This window comes from Oceanobacter mangrovi (assembly GCF_019740315.1).
GTDB classification, from domain to species: domain Bacteria; phylum Pseudomonadota; class Gammaproteobacteria; order Pseudomonadales; family Oceanobacteraceae; genus Oceanobacter; species Oceanobacter mangrovi.
In genome coordinates this window covers 165,645-183,012 of record NZ_JAHXZR010000005.1, presented here as the reverse complement: position 1 = coordinate 183,012, position 17,368 = coordinate 165,645, and the positions used below count along the sequence as shown (strand labels likewise).

Below are 17,368 nucleotides of genomic sequence, written 5' to 3'. Positions count from 1 at the left end.
AATTACTTCAGCAGTGCCCAGCCACCGTTTTTCACGGTGATCATTTCACGGCCACGTTCATCAAAACCGCTGTGGTCAGCTGGCGTGATGTTGTAAACACCCTGGGTCGCAGGCATTTCAGTGGTGTGTTCCAGTGCGGTACGCAGGGCGGCACGGAATTCCGCAGTACCTGGCTTGCCACTCTTCAGTGCAGTCGGGATAGCGTTCTGCAGCAGCAGGCCAGCGTCATAAACGTTACCGCCGAAGGTGGCCGGGGCAGTGCCATAGATCTTGGTGTAACGATCCACATAGTCAGTGGCGATAGTTTTGGCCGGGCTTTCTGGAACTTCATCCAGAACCAGCATCAGGCTGGCAGCCAGAATAGTGCCTTCCACCGCTTTGCCACCCAGGCGCAGGAATGGATCCAGTGCAGCGCCGTGAGTCTGGTAGATCTGGCCAGCATAGCCCTGATCTTTCAGTGTGGTCTGTGGCATTACAGAAGAGGAACCTGGGGCAGCAATCAGTACCGCATCCGGGTTGGCCATCAGAACTTTCAGGCTCTGGCCGGTAATGGAGGTGTCCTGACGCTGGAAGTGCTCGTCAGCCACAATCTTGATACCGGCTTTTTCGGTCAGGCCCTTCATAACCTTTGACCAGTTTTCGCCGTAAGGGTCAGCGGTACCAATCATACCGATGGTCTTAACGCCGCGAGCCTTCATGTTATCGACCAGTGCAGCAGCAATCAGGTCATCGTTCTGGGTGGTCTTGAAGACCCACTTCTTCTGCTCGGTCATTGGCAGAACCACCGCCGCAGTACCAACAGGCGCCAGCATTGGTGTGCCGGATTCAGCTGCAAACTGGATCACACCCATGGCGTTACCGGAACCGCTTGGGCCAATGATGGCATCAACGTGTTCTTCATCAATCAGCTTCTTGAAAGCCTTCACGGTAGCGGTTGGATCACTGCCATCGTCCAGTGGGATGTATTTGATCCGTTCACCACCGGCGGAATCTGGCAGCAGGGCAACGGTGTTCTTCTGAGGGATACCAACCAGTGCGATTGGGCCAGTGCTGGAAGTGACGACACCTACCTTGATGTCGGCCATCGCCAGCGGCGAGAGCATTGCGGAAGCCAGAATAAGCGCGGAAAGCGGTTTCTTGGATGGCATTGAGTATCTCCTGATTGTGTTTCCGGTGTTGGCACCGGTTACCTCTAGGTTTGGGTTCGGCAGTTACCAAACACTCGTTAGTTTGGCCGACTTCTCAAGGTTGGCCTCTCTGGAAACGGTTAGCACGGAGTGTGCCATTCCAGAATGGTGCGGCCAGTTCAGAGCTGATCCAGGTCATGCCTGAATAGAAATTTTAGCTTGCCTCAGGGCGAGTGTCGGTTGCGCCAGAGCCCTGATAAATACTGGAATTTTCGAGTTTTATTTGAATGTTTTGGTGAGTTTAAAGCTGGATAAAAATTCATTTTTATGCGTGCTTAAAAACTTGAATTGTAATGTTTGTTCTCGGCCTGAAATTGCTCATGATTATCTCCTGTAAAAATACACCTGCTTTCCATGTGTGAATTTAAAATCAATAAAAAATACTTTAAAAACAATAAGTTAATATTATTTTTATGGGTTTTTAGCGGGTGTTACCAGGGGTATCAAGGTGTTACAAATATGCACCACTGCAGTGCAATTCATAAAAACAGGCCCGGTTTTTGTGCTTAAAAAAATTTAAAAAAATAATTGACAAGTAAAGTGAAAATTATGATTTTATAAAACGCATCGGGGGGCGTCAGACTTACTGCATGACGTTCTTATGCCAAGCCAATAGAGGCAGTTTGCTGACACCCGGCAATCCCGGTTGTTTGAATCAGACAACCCTGAACAGACAGGTGGCCCCCGTAACCAAAGCACAGATACAGGAGCACAGATTGATATGCCTGCTTATCAGATCGACAAGAGCCTTTGGGGCGGGGTGGAATTTGACAGTCTGCTGACTGACATCCGGGCCCGCCGCCAGGAGTTCGAGGATCAGAAGTACATTTCCCAGGACATTGTTGAACGTTTTCGCAAGATTGGCGTTTACCGCGCCATGGTGCCTGCTGCGATGGGCGGTGATGAACGCAGCCCGGCTGAATTCCTGCAGATGGTAGAAACCATTGCTGCAGCAGACGGTTCCGCAGGTTGGGTTGCGAGTTTTGGTATGAACCCGGCTTATCTGGCAGCACTGCCGGTTGCGACCATCGACAAGGTCTGGTCGGAAGGCCCGGATGTGGTTTTTGCTGGCGGTATCTTCCCGACCCAGCCTGCCAAACGGGTTGATGGCGGCTACATGGTTAGCGGTCGCTGGAAGTTCGGCAGCGGTTCCATGGGCGCTTCACTGATCGGTGTGGGTATTCAGCCTGATAACGGTGAGCCACTGCCTCGGATGGCGGTAATGCCTGCTGACAAGGTCAAGATTGAGCCTAATTGGGACGTCATTGGCATGGTTGGTACCGGCTCACACGACCTGGTCGTTGATGAAGTATTTGTACCAGAGGAGTGGACTTTTGTGCGTGGTGGCAAGCCTACCATTGACTCCCAGTTCTTCCGTTATCCAAGCCTTTCTTTTGCCGCCCAGGTGCTGTCTGTGACCACAGCTGGTCTGGCTCGTGAGGCATTGGACATAGTGCAGGCAATGGCTGCCGGACGTAAGTCGGTAACCGGTGCACCGAATTTGGGTGAGCGTGAATATGTCCAAATCGAGATTGCCCGTGCCGAAGCCAAATTGCGTGCTTCCCGCAGCTTCTTCTATCAGGTGACAGAGGAAGCCTGGGCGACCATTCAGGCCGGTGATTTACCAAGCCGTGAGCAGACCAGTCTGCTGCGTCTGGCGACTACTCACCTGACTCACGAATGTGCCGAAGCTGTACGTATTGCCTATCAGGTGGCAGGTATGACCAGCACCTATAACGATCATCCGCTGTCGCGCATTTTGCGGGATTCCATGATGGCCACCCAGCACGCCTTTATGGGTGCGGTAACCCTCAAGAATGCCGGTGCCATGTTCTTCGGCCATGACCCGCTGCCTGGCTATTTGTAAGTCCGGCTACCACTAACAGCGACGACCAAGAGATCACCGGCCCGCTGCTGCAGCGGGCCAGCAATCGAATAGTAATAACCAGGGAGATTTAACCATGAGTGACAAAAAACCTTTGCGCGTACTGTTTTGCATGGGCATTAACCAGAACTTTATGGATGCCCCTCGTGAAGAGCAGCTGGATGTATGGGCGGCCTTCGGCAGCATGTGGAATGCCATTCACGATATGGAAGGCGTTTCCGTGATTGGCAACATGGATGACGACCAGAGCATGGTTGGCCCATCTACCGGTTACCCATGGACGACCTACCTGCTGGCTGACGTGGTGGATTACGACACCGTGGTTGCCTGCTGCAACCTGTTCCGTACCACTGCGGTTGGCGAGACCCCTTACAAGCTGTGGCGCTACTGCAAGATCGAAGCGCGTGTTGGTCGCGAACTGATCGTGCAACGGGCGTAAGGACAGCGGCATGACTGAGTTGCAACTGTTGCGTCAGCGGCTTGAAGCACTGGAAAGCGAAAACGCGATCCGTCGTTGTATCAACCGCTATATGGACCTCTGCGATCACCTCGACGCCAATACCCCGCTGGATGAACTGGGCAACCTGTTCACGACCGATGCGGTATGGGAAGGCAAGGGTGCCCGCTATGCCAACAGCTTTGGTGGCCACGTTGGCCGCGAAGCGATTGTGGAGATGCTGGCGAAGTACTGTGTTGAGCCTGCCCACTTTTCGGTCAACGTTCATTACCTGACTTCTGAAGTCATCGTGGTGGACGGCCCGGATTCGAACAGCGCCAGTGCCAGCTGGAACATGCTGCAGGTTTCGACTTTCAGCAGCGGTGGTTCCCATCTCAACAGTGCCCGACTCAGCGTGACCTTCCGAAATGACGGGGATGCCTGGCGCATTGCCCATTTCCAGACTGAGAACCTGTTCAGTCGTCCGGTCGACCACTGGAACAGTGAGGCGCATTTGCCGGTTCCGGAGCAACCCACCGGCAAACAGTCCTGAGAAGAGCCGCCAGGCATAACAACCCGAATTCAATGTGAGAGAAAACCATGAGTGAATTGATCGAATTGAAAAACCTCGGCCTGCAAGCCGCCGACATGGTGGATGTAGAAAACGGCCGGGTTAAGAAAGAACTGTATTCCGACCCAGCCATCTTTGCCGAAGAGCTGGATCTGGTGTTCAACAAGACCTGGGTCTACGTTGGCCATGAAAGTGAAGTGCCGGAAGCCGGCAGCTTCAAGACTTCCTACATTGGTCGTCACCCGGTGATTCTGAGCCGTGACCGCAAAATGAACCTGCACGTGCTGCAGAACCGTTGTCGTCACCGCGGTGCCACTGTGTGTGAAGCCCGTAAAGGCAAAACCAAGGCCTTCACCTGCCCATACCACGGTTGGGGATACGGCCTCGACGGTTCCCTGCGTGCGCTGCCAAAGCCTGAAGAATACGAAGGTGTATTCGACAAGGACGAAATGCCGCTGGAAAGCCTCAAGTGGGATTCCTACCAGGGCATGGTATTCGCGACCTTCAACAAGGATATCGAACCACTGGCCGACTTCCTCGGCGGCGCCAAAAAGTGGATCGACCTGTTTATGAAGCAGGGTGGTGGCTATCCGGTAAAAGTACTGGGCGAACACCGCTTCAACTTCCCGGGCAACTGGAAGATTCAGCTGGAAAACACCACTGACGCCTACCACTTCCCGATTGTGCACAAGTCTTTCGTGAGCTCACTGGATGAAGCCACTGCCGACATCTTCGACTTCCTCGACGGCGAAGGCTTTGTTGAAGACCTCGGCAATGGCCACAGCGTGATGGTGATGATTCCTGAACTGATCGACCTTGAAGCCGATCTGGATCAGCCAATTCCTGAGCGATTCAACGAGCTGGCGCAAGCACTGCGTGACGAAGGCAAGTCAGAAGACGAAGTCAAAAAGCTTGTCCGGGCTGCGCACGGTACCGGCTTCAACCTGAACCTGTTCCCGAACGTGTCCTGCTCCATGGCGTTCTTCCGTGTGCTGCGTCCGGTATCCGTTGGCGAGACCGAAATCCAGCACGTTGCACTGGGTGGTGAAGGTGCTCCAGCGGCTTTCAACCAGAAGCGTATGCGTCTGCACGAACACTTCCAGGGCCCAATGGGCTTCGGTACGCCAGACGATGGTGAAGCCTGGGAACGTGTGCAGAAAGGTTCCATGTCCGGCACCGATGGCTGGATTCTGGTTAACCGTGGCATGACCAAACTGCGTACCTCTGTGGACGGTAACCCACAAGGTGCGGTGTGTTCTGAAACCGGTATGCGTGGCGCCTATCGCCAGTACAAGAAAGTCATGGCCGCAGGCGAGGAGAAGTAAGCATGAAATCCAATACCCAACTGCTCGCTCAGGTAACCGAATTCATCGGTTACGAAGCTGACCTGCTGGATCACAAGGGCTACCAGGAATGGCTGTCACTGTGGACCGAGAAAGGCCTGTACATCGTACCGACCGATCTGAACGAGACCAACTATCTCGAAACCCTGAACCTGGCCCTGGATGACGCCGACATGCGCCGTATGCGTGTCGCCCGTCTGGAAAATGGTGAATCTGTATCCGCCAACTCCGTTGGTTACACCGTACGCATGATGTCCCGTATTCGCATTCTGGAAGCGGGTGATGACGTGGTGGTGGCTCGTTGCGCCATGACGCTGAACGAACTGCGTCACGGCAAACTGGTGACTTACCCGGCCAACGTGGAATACACGCTGAAGCCAACGGCAGACGGCTTCAAGCTGGATCAGAAGGTCGTGAAACTGCTGCACGCAGAAGGTTTCCTGCGCACCGTTAGCTTCATTTTCTAAGTCGGGTTTTATTTTCTAACGACTGTTTGGCACGAAGAGGAGATAGCCATGACTGACAACACCAATGCCCAGGTTGCCCTTGTAACTGGCGCCGCGCAGGGCCTCGGCTTTCACATTGCCGGTCGTCTGCACGCCGCCGGTTACAAGGTAGCCGTGAGTGACATCAACCTGGAAGCCGCCACGGCGGCAGCCAAATCACTCGACGCCAGCGGTGAAACTGCCATGGCAGTGGCTCTGAATATCGCCAGCAAGGACGATTTCAAGGCTGCGCTGGAACAGGTCACCAGCCAGTGGGGTGGACTGCAGGTACTGGTCAACAACGCTGCGGTAACCCGCGCTACGCCAGTGATGGATATCTCCCTCGAAGAATTCAACGAGGTGGTCAATATCAACCTCGGTGGCTGCTTTGCCGGTTGTCAGGTGATGGGCGCCTACATGGCTGAACAAGGCTATGGCCGCATCATCAACATGGCCTCACTGGCAGGGCAGAACGGTGGCACCAGTACCGGTGCCCACTATGCCGCGTCCAAGGGCGGCATCATCACAGTGACCAAGGTATTCGCCAAGGAGCTGGCCGCCAATGGCGTGACAGTCAATGCCATCGCTCCGGGCCCGATCGATTCACCAATGGTGAAAGCGCTGGTACCGGCTGAGCGGCTGCCAGGCCTGTTGGCCAACATCCCGGCGGGCAAACTCGGCGACGCCGATTTTGTTGGCGACATGGTGGTGCAGCTGGCACGGCCGGAAGCGTATTTCACCACAGGCACGACGTGGGATGTGAATGGCGGCCTGTTCATGCGCTAGTTGATCGGAGCTGGCTGTATTAGCCGCTCGGACAACGCTTTCAAAGGCGCGCAGGTCGGATGGCGCTGTAGCAGCGAATTTATTCGCGAATGTATTAACCGGATGGGCCATGCCCATCAAACGGTTGGCAGATAACCCTGCCAGCCATTGCCCCAACAGACAACAAGGTACCAGCGCTTCGGCGTCAGGTACCGCGCAGAAAAACCCGGCCTGGCCGGATGGAGAATGTCATGACTGACGAACTGTTAACCGTCGTCGTTCGCAAGCGCGAACAACAAGCCGAAGGCGTCGTAGCGCTGGAACTGGTGGACCCTCAAGGTAATCCGCTGCCAGTTTTTGAAGCCGGTGCCCATATTGACTTGCACCTGGGCGACAACCTGGTTCGCCAGTACTCCCTTTGCAATGACCCGGCCGACAGCAGCAGCTATCGCGTCGGGGTTCTGAAAGATCCGAATTCCCGTGGTGGTTCGATTGCCGTGCACGACACGCTGCATGAAGGCGTTGAATTGCAAATCAGTGCGCCCCGTAACCTGTTTCCGCTGGCTCAGACTAACGGTCGCTCAGTGCTGATTGGTGGTGGTATCGGTGTGACGCCAATGATCGCCATGGCCTATGCCCTGCAAGCGGCTGGCAAGCCGTTTGATCTTTGGTACTGCGGTCGTTCCCGCGCCAGCTGTGCGTTTGTGGAAGACCTGCAAAACAGCCCGTTTGCCGACCACGTGCACTTCCATTTTGACGATGAAAACGACGGCAAGGGTGTTGACCTGGACGCCGTGTTTGCTGGTTCTGACAGCGACGCTCACATGTACACCTGTGGCCCCGCCGGGTTTATGGAATGGGTGATGAGCACGGCCGCCGCCAAGGGTTTCGCCGACGCCAACATCCACAAGGAATTCTTCCAGGTGGAAGTGGAAACCGGTGGTGAAGCGTTCGAAGTTTATGCCGAAGCCAGTGACGTTACCGTCACCGTTGGCCCGGACGAAAGCATTGCCCAGGCACTTAACCGTGCCGGTATGAAGATCAAGGTTTCCTGTGAGCAGGGCACCTGTGGCACCTGTCTGTGCGACGTGATCGAAGGTATTCCCGATCACCGCGATGTGTTCCTGACCGATGAGGAAAAGGAAGACAACGACCAGATGACCATCTGCTGTTCCCGTTCCAAAACCCCACGTCTGGTACTCGACCTGTAATTCAGGTCGAGCCAATCGAGAGAGGAGTTTCCCCATGGTTGATACCCAATTGTTTCGTAACGGCATGTCGCTGCTGGGCGGTGCCGTCACTGTGATCACCACCGACGGTGAGGCTGGTCGTTTTGGTTTCACGGCGACCGCCGTGTGCAGCGTGACTGACGAGCCGCCAACACTGCTGGTGTGCATGAACCGTAATTCCTATGCCCATGACCATTTCAAAACCAATGGTGCGCTGTGCGTCAACGTTCTGACCGGCGATCACCAGGGCGTGTCGTGGGATTTCGCCAACCGTGAGCTGAGCAGCGAAGAGCGATTCGCCAAACACAGCTGGACGGCACTGAAAACCGGTGCGCCAGCACTCGATGAAGCGCTGGTGAATTTCGATTGCAAGATTCACGAGAGCCACGAAATGGGCTCGCACACGGTGTTCTATTGCCGCATCCAGGACATTCGTATCGGCACTGCCGACGCTGGCCTGGTGTATTTCAACCGCAACTATCACCGCCTGTGTGATCAGTCTGTGGCTTAAGAATCTGCCTGATTAGAGCCACTTTTTGAGCTCTGGGCAGTAGCCGGTTGTGGGACCGGCTTGCAGTACACCCGGCAAGGTTCGCCAGGTGGGAAAAGGGGGCGGCAGGGCACTGGCCTTGTTACCAGCGAGAGCAGCCACTTCTGTTTGTTGAGAACAGAAGACTGGTTTTCAAAGAATGTGACGCCGGTTTGTTCCTGTTGAGCAACGGCAGGCGTCACGGGTACTCGAGCTAGAGATTGAAGGAAACCATGATGAAGAGACGTAACCTGTATACAACCGGAGCAGTGCTGACTGCTTTGACAGGCCTGACTGTGTCGAATGGCGCAGCAGCGGCTTTTGTTGAAGATACTGCCGTTAAAATGGAGTTGAAAAACTACTACCTGGACCGTCGTTACACCAAGAACGACACCACGGAAGGTAACTGGTCGCAGGCGATCGATCTGACCGTCAGCTCTGGCTACACCGATACCAAGGTGCAGGTTGCACTGGATATCAACACCACTGACGCGATTGTATTTGATTCCGAAGGTAATGATGGCTCGTTGCCGCTGGATGAGGATGGCGAAGCGGTTGATAACTACGGCCGTCTGGGCGCAACCCTGAAGCTGAAGTATTCCAACACCTTGCTGTCCATCGGTGACTACCGTCCACACCTGCCAGTTGCCTGGGATGATACCAGCCGCGTACTGGACACCATCTACGAAGGTGCGGTGATTGAGTCCAAAGAAGTTGAAGGTCTGGACCTGAAAGCTGGTGTGTTCTGGAAAGCTGTTACCCGTAACTCTTCCGACAAGGAAAAATTCTACGTTTACAAGGGTCAGGATGAAAATCGCTCTGACGGTTTGTATTTTGCTGGTGCTTCCTACAACTTCAGCAAGGCGTTTAGCGGTACCTACTACTACGGTCAGCTGAAAGATTTCTACACCCAGAACACCTATGCACTGGCGTACAAGGATAAATTTGGCAGCACTGGCGTGAGCTACGACCTGCGTTATCTGGACTACGCGAACGACGGCAAGGCTTACGGTGGTGATGACATGGACGTAGACGTGCTGAGCACGGGTCTGAGTCTGGCGAATGGCAACCACAAATTGCGTCTGAGCTACCAAAGCATTGATGGCGAACGTGCCGTACCAACTCTGAACGGTTACGTACCTCAGCCTTACACCCTGCACTGGTCTTCTGCAGCCTTCATCATGCCTGACGAGCGTTCAACCGGTATTCGTTACGGTTATGACTTCAAGGACGTGGGAGCTCCAGGTCTGAGCCTGTTTACCCAATACATTTTCGGCAAGGGTATCGATGTCGCTGGTGGCGAACATGAACACCAGTCTGAACGCGATATCTACCTGACCTACGCGGTACAGAACGAAACCCTGAAAGGTCTGTCGTTCTCTGCCCGTGATATGTGGATCGACCGCAGCTGGACTTCCGGTTTCCGCGAATTCCGCTTCATCACCACTTACACCCGTCAGTTCTGATAACGGGTGACATGGCTGGTCATTTGGGGCAGCCATATAAAAAACCTGACGCTGGCAGGTGCTGCCGGGTCACAGGTGTTCCGTCAGGCTGTTGGTGGGCGGCCACCTGTGATCTGGCAACTGCCTGATCAGGTATTGATGTGCCGGCCCGGAGGCAACTCCCGGCCGGTTTTGATATATCGGGGGGATATTCATGCGCGCTACAACATTTAAAAAAACAATATTCATCATGCTTGCTCCACTGCTGTTATTGGCAGCGCAGGTGCAGGCTTCCATGGTTTCAGAGGTTCACGTTTTTAATACCGTGACCATGTCGGACCAACAGTTATTACGCGGCAAGGGCGGTAGCGAAGCCGGTATTGTCGGGGCATTAAAGCTGCCTGCTGCCAGCAATAATCCAGCGGTGATTCTGCTGTACGGACCGGGCGGTTACACCTATGAACTGCAGGACTGGGTGGAGCTGCTGAACAAACGCGGCATTGCCACTTTTATGGTTGAAAGCACCAACGGTCGGGTGGAGTCTTACACCGGTTTGCGCCAGCTGGCGATGATTCGCGACGCCTACGCGGCGCTGGCGGTACTGTCGGAGCATCCTGCCATCGACAAGAATCGCATTGCGCTGATTGGTTTTACTGATGCGGGCCAGGCCGCGCTCTATTCAGGCATGAAACGTATGAAAGAGCTGTATGGCGATGCCCGTTACAATTTTGCTGCTATTGCCAGTTTTTACCCCAACTGCAGCTTCCAGTATCGCGAAGACGAACAGATGGCAGGTGCACCTGTACGGGTGTTTCATGGTGAAAAGGACAATGTCAACGCGATTGCCGATTGCCGCAACTACGTGCAGCGCGCCAGTGCGGCGGGTGGCAAAATCCGCCTCAGTGCCTATCCCGGTGCCGAGCATGCGTTCGATCTAAAATATCCGGAACGGGTCAAGGATCATTCTGACGAGTCATTTCGCGACTGTACCATCCGTGAGGCCGTCAAAGGGGTGATGATGAATGAAACCACTGGCCGCATGTTTCACCCGGACAATGATTGCGTTAAACACGATGGTCGTTGGGCTTACAATGCCGACGCCGCGATCGCTGTAAAAGTCGAGTTGCCAGCATTCCTGGAACAGGCTTTTGGGCAGGTACAAACGGCCCAAAGACCCGCAGCAGCAAGTAAATAACGCTGACAAGCCGCGTTATCTATCAATTAAACAGCCCAAATAAGAGTGAGTAGTTCATGAGGCGTTTTTACACAGGTCGTAATATGAGCCGGGTTCAGTCAGTGGCTGAAATGACCCATATTGCCAGGCGGCGATTGCCCGATTTCGCCTGGGAGTACCTGTGGGGTGGTGCCGAAGAAGAACTCACTCTGAACGCCAATCGTGAAGCCTTTCAGCAAATCGGGCTGCAGTCCCATACCCTGGTGGCCAACCATCCGGTGCCACTTGAGTGTGAGCTGTTTGGCAAGACCTCTGCCTTGCCAATGGCGATTGGCCCCAGTGGTTTTAACGGCATGCTGTGGCCGCAGGCGGATTTGGCGCTGGCGAAGTCGGCAGCGAGCAAGTCGATTCCGTTTGTTCTCAGTACGGTATCCAATGCTTCGATCGAACAGGTACGGGCTGCGGCGCCGGAGTTGAACTTCTGGTTCCAGCTCTACGCACTGAAAGACAAGGACATCCAGGAGGATCTGCTGCAGCGTGCCCGTAACGCCGGTGTCGATACTCTGGTGGTGACGTCCGACGCTTTGGTGGTCGGCAACCGTGAATGGGATCGCCGTAACTTTGTCAATCCACGGCAGCTGACACTGCGCAACCAGCTTAATGTGCTGATGCATCCGGGTTGGCTGCGCAAAATCATGTTGCCGTCGGGCTTGCCGACGATGGGCAACCTGAACCCATACGTGCCGGAAAATGAACGTTCGGCATTGGGAGCAATGAAGTTTATTGCCAGCCAGCTGGACCCTCTGCTGGATTGGCAAAAGCTGGCAGAAATCCGCCAGCAGTGGTCGGGTAAGCTGATCCTCAAGGGCGTATTACACCCGGACGATGCGCTCAAGGCCATGGACCTGGGGCTGGATGGCATTGTGGTGACCAATCATGGTGGCCGTCAGCTCGATGGTGCCAGTTCCAGCCTGCAGGCGTTGCAGCGTATTGCACCGGTGGTGGATGGTCGTTTGCAGATTCTGCTCGACAGCGGCATTCGTCGTGGTGCGGATATCGTCAAGGCCAGGGCGCTGGGAGCCGATGCTGTGTTACTGGCGCGGGCAACCCTGTTTGGGGTGGCTGCCGGTGGCCAGGCCGGGGCAACCCGGGTGCTGGATCTGTTGCAGGAAGAAACCGCACGTTGTCTGAATTTAATGGGCTGCCAGAACCTCAAGGATCTCAGCCCGAACTGGTTACTGTAACCGCAACCCGGTTGGCAGTAGCCTGGCTAGTTATTGGAGGTGTCTGATGCCAATCGGATTTTATACCTGGTGAGAAGGTTTAACAGAGGCTGGCAAGGCATGCCTTGCCCCTACGCAATTGCGGATATCAACCTGAATACCCGTATCGTAGGGTCACGACATGTCGTGACGGGCGTCCGGGGTCGGAACGACCGTATCATGTGATCCTGAGCTCGTATTTCGGTATAAACACCCGTTGTTGTAGGGTCACGACATGTCGTGACTTTATGGCTGGATTAGAAGTTGTGACTGCCGTATGGATTCCGGGGCAAGCCCGGAAAGACGAGTGTATTTGTGTTCAGCAATTGGCTCTAGTAGGCCTCAAACCCAAACCCAAACCCAAACCCAAACCCAAACCCCGGCTACAATATCAACAGTTCGCTGTTCTGCTGCTGGCCGCGATAATCCCGTGGCGACATGCCCATTTCGCGTTTGAACGCCCGTGAGAACTGCGACACATCCGAAAATCCCCAGCGATAGGCAATCTCGGTAATCGATAACTTGCTCTCATTTTGCTGCAGCTCTGAACTGGCTTGCTGCAACCTCAGGTGCAGAATGCGTTGGGCGATGCTTTCGCCATCTTCCTCAAACAATCGATATAACGTGCGACGGGATATGCCCATTTCGGTGGCCAGAAACTCTGGTGACAGTCGGTGATCCTGTAGCAGTCGCTGGATATGTTGTTCGGCCAGTAACTTCAGCGGTACGGCATCCTGGCGGCTGGCTTGTACTGCGGCTGGCAGAAGTGCAGCAATGGCTTGCTGGATGGCGCAGGCGTCCAGTGAACTTGCACCAAATTGTGAATCGGCAAAGCGTAATTGCTGCAATATGCTGCGCAAGGTTTGCACACTGATACCGGAGCCAGCCAGTTTGTGAAACGGCTGCTGACCGGTAATTACTGACTGTGCCATGGAGCGTGGCAGGTGCACGGAAATCTGCTGAATCAGACCCTGAGGCAGCATGCTGAACTCGAATGAGGAGTCGATCAGCGCAATGTCACCGGGCTTCAGTGCCATTTCGTCACCATTGGTAGCAGCAAAGCCCATGGTGCCGTCGGTTTGCAGGATCAGGAAACAATAGCGGTCGTCACGGCAGGCCAGTTTGTCGCGGATGACCCGCTCGGCATTGGTCTGAATATGAGCCACTTCAAGCCCACCGTGATTGTGCAAGCGAATGTCGCCAACAAAGGGGATATCACGGTGTACCCGGGTCGCAAAGCTGCCGCAGATATTGTGAACGGCACTGTCCCAGTGAGACAAATCCTGTCGTTCAGACATAGAAGTAACCTGATTAATTAGTTGAATATTCAATTTAAATTAGCAAGTTATGTGCCGTTTGGTTCGGTTTGGCAAGGCATGCCTTGCCCTTACGTGGAGCGGGGTTTTGATCACCGCCTTTCGACATAAACACCGGTTGTCGCAGGGTCACGACATGTCGTGACTGTCGTATGGATTCAGGGCAGGCCCTGAAACCAAAAAGCCCGCCGGGTAAAACCACGGCGGGAAAGGACTCAGCCATTTAACGCCCCAGAGGCAGGAGCGCCGTATCCAGATCAGTACGCCATAATGACGGACTTCACTTCGGTGTATTCGTCGATGAAAGCACTGCCAAACTCACGGCCAATACCGGAATGCTTCACGCCGCCGAACGGTACCGCCGGGTCAACCATGGTGTGCAGGTTGACCCACACGGTGCCGGATTCGATTTTCGGAATCATCCGCATGGTGGCCGACAGGTTGTTGGTCCAGAGACTGGTGCCAAGGCCGTACGGCGTGTTGTTGATCAGCGACAGCAGTTCGTCTTCTTCCTCATAGGCCATAAAGCTCAAAATCGGACCGAAGGTTTCTTCCTGCATCAGAATGTCGTTGGCGCTGGTGGCTTGCACAATGGTTGGCTGGACGAAATAACCCTTGCCGTTGACGGGGCCAGCAACGGCCTGGCCGCCGACGACAACGCGGTTTTCCTTATTGGCGACATTGAGGTAATGACAGACTTTTTCGTATTGCGGCTTGTTGGAAATCGGCCCGAACAGCACGCTTTCATCCAGTGGTGAACCCATTGGTGCCTGGCTCAGGGCTCCGCCCAGTTTGTTCAGTAGCTCGTCGAGGCGGGAAGCGTGTACGTACACCCGTTCAGGGGCGGCACACACCTGACCCTGGTGGATGTAGCCCAGTTGCAGCAGGCCGCCAACAGCACGGTCGATATCGGCGTCTTTCAGCAGCGCGGCGGTGTTCTTGCCACCCAGTTCCAGGGTACAGCGGGTGAGGTCGGCAGCAGCAGTCAGGTTGACCTTTTTGCCGGTGGCGACAGAACCGGTGAAGGAGACCTTGCGAACGTCCGGGTGCTGGATCAGTTTGGCACCGACGTCGCCCATGCCGTTAACGATGTTGATCACACCGTCTGGAATACCGGCTTCGCGGGCCAGTTCCGCTACGCGCAAAATAGTCAGCGGCGTAAATTCGCTGGGTTTCAGTACCACGGTACAACCACATGCCAGTGCTGCACCGAGTTTCCAGATGGCAATCATCAGCGGGAAGTTCCACGGAATAATGCCAGCGACCACGCCAATTGGTTCACGACGGGTGAAGGCACTGTACTGCTCACCGGTCATGGACGGGAAAGACGGTTGCAGGGTTTCACCGGCAATCTTGGTGGTCCAGCCGGCAAAATAACGCAGGAAGATTGCACTTTGCTGCACTTCGAACATGCGTGAGAGGTTGATCGACTTGCCGCTGGAAAGGGTTTCCAGCTGAGCGATCTGTTCGCCGTTGGCTTCGATCAGATCGGCCAGCTTGTTGAGCATGACGCCACGAGCATAGGGGTTAAAGTCGGCCCAAACCTGTTCAAAGCTGGCTTTGGCTGCGGCCACAGCCTGATCGATTTCAGCATCGCTGGCCGGGCTGATCTGCGCAATGACGTCTTCGGTGGCCGGGTTGGTGACACCAAAGGCCGTGGTGGTGCCAGACGGTGCAACGGCTTCGCCAGCGATAAACTGACCGTGTTGGCGATCCAGGAAGGCCAGGGTTTCTGGCAACAACTGAATATCAGGCATGAGTGGCTTCCTTCTGTTCGGTAACGATGGCGGTAACATTGCTGGCGCTGGATGAGGTGATTTGGCCAGGATTCAGGATCAGGTCGGCACCGCGTTCGCCAATCATGATGGCGACGGCGTTGGTGTTGCCGCTGGGCACTTGTGGGCAGATCGACATGTCGATCACACGCAGGTTAGGCACACCGTGAACACGCAGTTCGAGGTCAACCACGGAGTCCTTGCTGTCTTTGCCCAGCTTGCAGGTACCGCCCGGGTGGTAGACGGTCTTGATGTTCTGGCGTACGAAAGCTTCCAGCGCCGGGATGTCGTCGATGGCAATGTTGTCTGGCTCGATCACCCGTTTGACGATGCGTTTCAGGGCTGGCTGTTCGAAGGCCTTGAGCGCGGTTTGAACGGCTCGGACCTGGTTTTTCAGATCGTCCGGGTGGGACAGGATCCGGGCGTCGATTTCCATCAAATCGGCCGGGTTGTTGCTCTTCAGGCGCACTTCGCCACGGGATTTGGAGCGCAGGTGGCCGACCTTGATGGATACACCATGAGCTTCGGCTTCCGGTTTTTCACCCGGGGTGTTGTCGAAGTTGTCCAGCAATGGCAGGAAGTGAAACTGCACGTCCGGACGGCCAACGCCTTCGGAATCGATAAAGGCACCGCCTTCCAGAATGTTGGAGGTCATCAGGCCAGAACGGGTCCAGAGGTATTGCAGCATGTGCTTGATCGCCGAGGCCCCTTTATCTTCCTGGTAGATGGAAATGTTTTCCTTGGTGGTGGCGTTGATCGACATATGCTGGTGGTCATGGAAGTTCTTGCCCACTGGCAGTTCGACTTTGGCCTCGACGCCAACCTTGGCCAGGTGTTCGGCCGGACCAATACCGGACAGCAGCAGGATTTTGGGTGAACCAAAAGCACCGGCGCTGACGATCACTTCCTTGTTGGCTTTGGCGGTCACTGCTGCGCCGCCCTTGATGGAATAGGTTACGCCGGTGGCTTTTTGTTGCTTGCCGCTGCCTTCCAGATTGACCTTGTGCACCAGGGCGTGCGTCATCACGGTCAGCTTTGGATTACCGGCCAGCTGTTTCAGATAAGTCTGGGACGTGCTTTGACGCTCGCCGTTCTTGATGTTGGTCTGGTAGAAGCCGGTACCTTCCTGGGTGGCACCGTTAAAGTCGTTGGTGTACGGCAGACCCATCTGTTCACAGGCACGGATGCAGGCCTGGGTCAGCGGGTGACGGTAGCGGTTTTCGCCGATATGAACCGGGCCGGTTTCGCCGTGGAATTCGTCGCCCAGGCTTTCGTTGGCTTCGGCGCGACGGAAGTAGGGCAGGACGTCCTGATAACCCCAACCATCACACCCCCAGTTGTTCTGCCAGTCGTCGTAGTCCTGATGCTGGCCGCGAATGTAGATCATGCCGTTAACCGAGCTGCCGCCCCCCAGTACCTTGCCCTGGGCGATCAGCATTTCGCGATTGTTGCAGTGTTCCTGTGGCAGCGTCATGTAAGGCCAGGATTTTTGCTGGAATACCTTCACCACGGTGGCGGGAATCTTGTGAAACAGGCTGTCATCCTTTTCACCGGCTTCCAGCAGCAACACGCTGTTGCCTGCCTTGACCAGCCGGTAGGCAATGGCGCAGCCAGCTGAACCGGCTCCGGCAATGATGTAGTCGAATTGGTCACTCATGGATGGATTCCTCGTCTGTCTGGGTGAATTTTTCTGGTTTTGGTCTGCTTACCTGACATTCATCAAGCCACAAGGCGAGGCTGGCTTTCTTGGCGATCCATGCCGACGACTCGACGATTTGTGTCACGTCCCGTTTTGTCCTGACAATGTCGGAATTGTCCGTTCTGTTTGTATTTCCCTGTTCGATTAAGTCTGTCTGGCAATTGGCTATTATTGGGCTGATATTGAGCTTGAATGTTGATATAGCGGTATTTGCTGCCGGTTTTACCCGAGATCTGATGGCTTGTAGAGTCCTTTTGTTTGGTTGAA

At 54.9% G+C, this 17,368-nt stretch carries 15 protein-coding genes; 11 read left to right on the top strand and 4 right to left on the bottom strand.

The window, feature by feature from the left end; genetic code table 11:
* Positions 1-2: 2 nt before the first annotated feature.
* Positions 3-1,148 carry an ABC transporter substrate-binding protein gene (locus K6123_RS12415; RefSeq protein ID WP_221798175.1) on the bottom strand — a complete coding sequence of 382 codons (1,146 nt, stop codon included), beginning with the start codon at positions 1,146-1,148 and terminating at the stop codon, positions 3-5.
* Positions 1,149-1,908: 760 nt separating this feature from the next.
* Here K6123_RS12415 and K6123_RS12410 point away from each other — a divergent pair.
* The 11 genes from K6123_RS12410 (at position 1,909) to K6123_RS12360 (ending at position 12,293) form a co-directional block, all read left to right on the top strand.
* On the top strand, positions 1,909-3,054 hold the full coding sequence (locus tag K6123_RS12410) for an acyl-CoA dehydrogenase family protein (protein ID WP_221798173.1): 1,146 nt from the start codon (positions 1,909-1,911) through the stop codon (positions 3,052-3,054).
* A 94-nt stretch (positions 3,055-3,148) separates the two neighbouring features.
* Positions 3,149-3,511, top strand: coding sequence for an IacB protein (locus tag K6123_RS12405; RefSeq protein WP_221798171.1), 363 nt, complete (start codon positions 3,149-3,151; stop codon positions 3,509-3,511).
* 10 nt (positions 3,512-3,521) lie between these two features.
* Positions 3,522-4,061: a nuclear transport factor 2 family protein gene (locus K6123_RS12400; RefSeq protein WP_221798170.1), complete on the top strand. Its 540-nt coding sequence runs from the start codon at positions 3,522-3,524 to the stop codon at positions 4,059-4,061.
* A gap of 47 nt (positions 4,062-4,108) precedes the next feature.
* Positions 4,109-5,404 (top strand): aromatic ring-hydroxylating oxygenase subunit alpha, encoded by a 1,296-nt coding sequence (locus tag K6123_RS12395; RefSeq protein ID WP_221798168.1) that lies wholly within the window; start codon positions 4,109-4,111, stop codon positions 5,402-5,404.
* A 2-nt stretch (positions 5,405-5,406) separates the two neighbouring features.
* Complete coding sequence (locus tag K6123_RS12390; protein ID WP_221798166.1) at positions 5,407-5,889, top strand: aromatic-ring-hydroxylating dioxygenase subunit beta; 483 nt, start codon at positions 5,407-5,409, stop codon at positions 5,887-5,889.
* Between the two features lie 48 nt (positions 5,890-5,937).
* Positions 5,938-6,693 carry an SDR family NAD(P)-dependent oxidoreductase gene (locus K6123_RS12385; protein WP_221798164.1) on the top strand — a complete coding sequence of 252 codons (756 nt, stop codon included), beginning with the start codon at positions 5,938-5,940 and terminating at the stop codon, positions 6,691-6,693.
* Between the two features lie 230 nt (positions 6,694-6,923).
* The gene (locus tag K6123_RS12380) at positions 6,924-7,883 is read left to right on the top strand and encodes a PDR/VanB family oxidoreductase (protein ID WP_221798162.1); all 960 of its coding nucleotides are present in this window, start codon (positions 6,924-6,926) and stop codon (positions 7,881-7,883) included.
* Between the two features lie 34 nt (positions 7,884-7,917).
* The gene (locus K6123_RS12375; protein WP_221798160.1) at positions 7,918-8,412 is read left to right on the top strand and encodes a flavin reductase; all 495 of its coding nucleotides are present in this window, start codon (positions 7,918-7,920) and stop codon (positions 8,410-8,412) included.
* A 254-nt stretch (positions 8,413-8,666) separates the two neighbouring features.
* On the top strand, positions 8,667-9,896 hold the full coding sequence (locus K6123_RS12370; RefSeq protein WP_221798158.1) for an OprD family outer membrane porin: 1,230 nt from the start codon (positions 8,667-8,669) through the stop codon (positions 9,894-9,896).
* A gap of 229 nt (positions 9,897-10,125) precedes the next feature.
* Positions 10,126-11,070, top strand: coding sequence for a dienelactone hydrolase family protein (locus K6123_RS12365; protein WP_221798157.1), 945 nt, complete (start codon positions 10,126-10,128; stop codon positions 11,068-11,070).
* 83 nt (positions 11,071-11,153) lie between these two features.
* A complete protein-coding gene (locus tag K6123_RS12360; RefSeq protein ID WP_246624766.1) occupies positions 11,154-12,293 on the top strand; it encodes an alpha-hydroxy acid oxidase in 1,140 nt (379 codons plus the stop codon).
* Positions 12,294-12,694: 401 nt separating this feature from the next.
* On the opposite strand, the gene feaR is transcribed toward K6123_RS12360, so the two are convergent.
* The 3 genes from feaR to K6123_RS12345 all read right to left on the bottom strand — a co-directional run bounded on the left by feaR (position 12,695) and on the right by K6123_RS12345 (position 17,059).
* Entirely contained in the window at positions 12,695-13,609 is a 915-nt protein-coding gene (gene feaR / locus K6123_RS12355; protein ID WP_221798153.1) for a transcriptional regulator FeaR, read from the bottom strand.
* A 275-nt stretch (positions 13,610-13,884) separates the two neighbouring features.
* The gene (locus K6123_RS12350; RefSeq protein ID WP_221798151.1) at positions 13,885-15,384 is read right to left on the bottom strand and encodes an aldehyde dehydrogenase family protein; all 1,500 of its coding nucleotides are present in this window, start codon (positions 15,382-15,384) and stop codon (positions 13,885-13,887) included.
* On the bottom strand, positions 15,377-17,059 hold the full coding sequence (locus K6123_RS12345) for a GMC family oxidoreductase (RefSeq protein ID WP_221798149.1): 1,683 nt from the start codon (positions 17,057-17,059) through the stop codon (positions 15,377-15,379). Before K6123_RS12345 ends, K6123_RS12350 begins: the two co-directional genes overlap by 8 nt.
* Positions 17,060-17,368 lie beyond the last annotated feature (309 nt).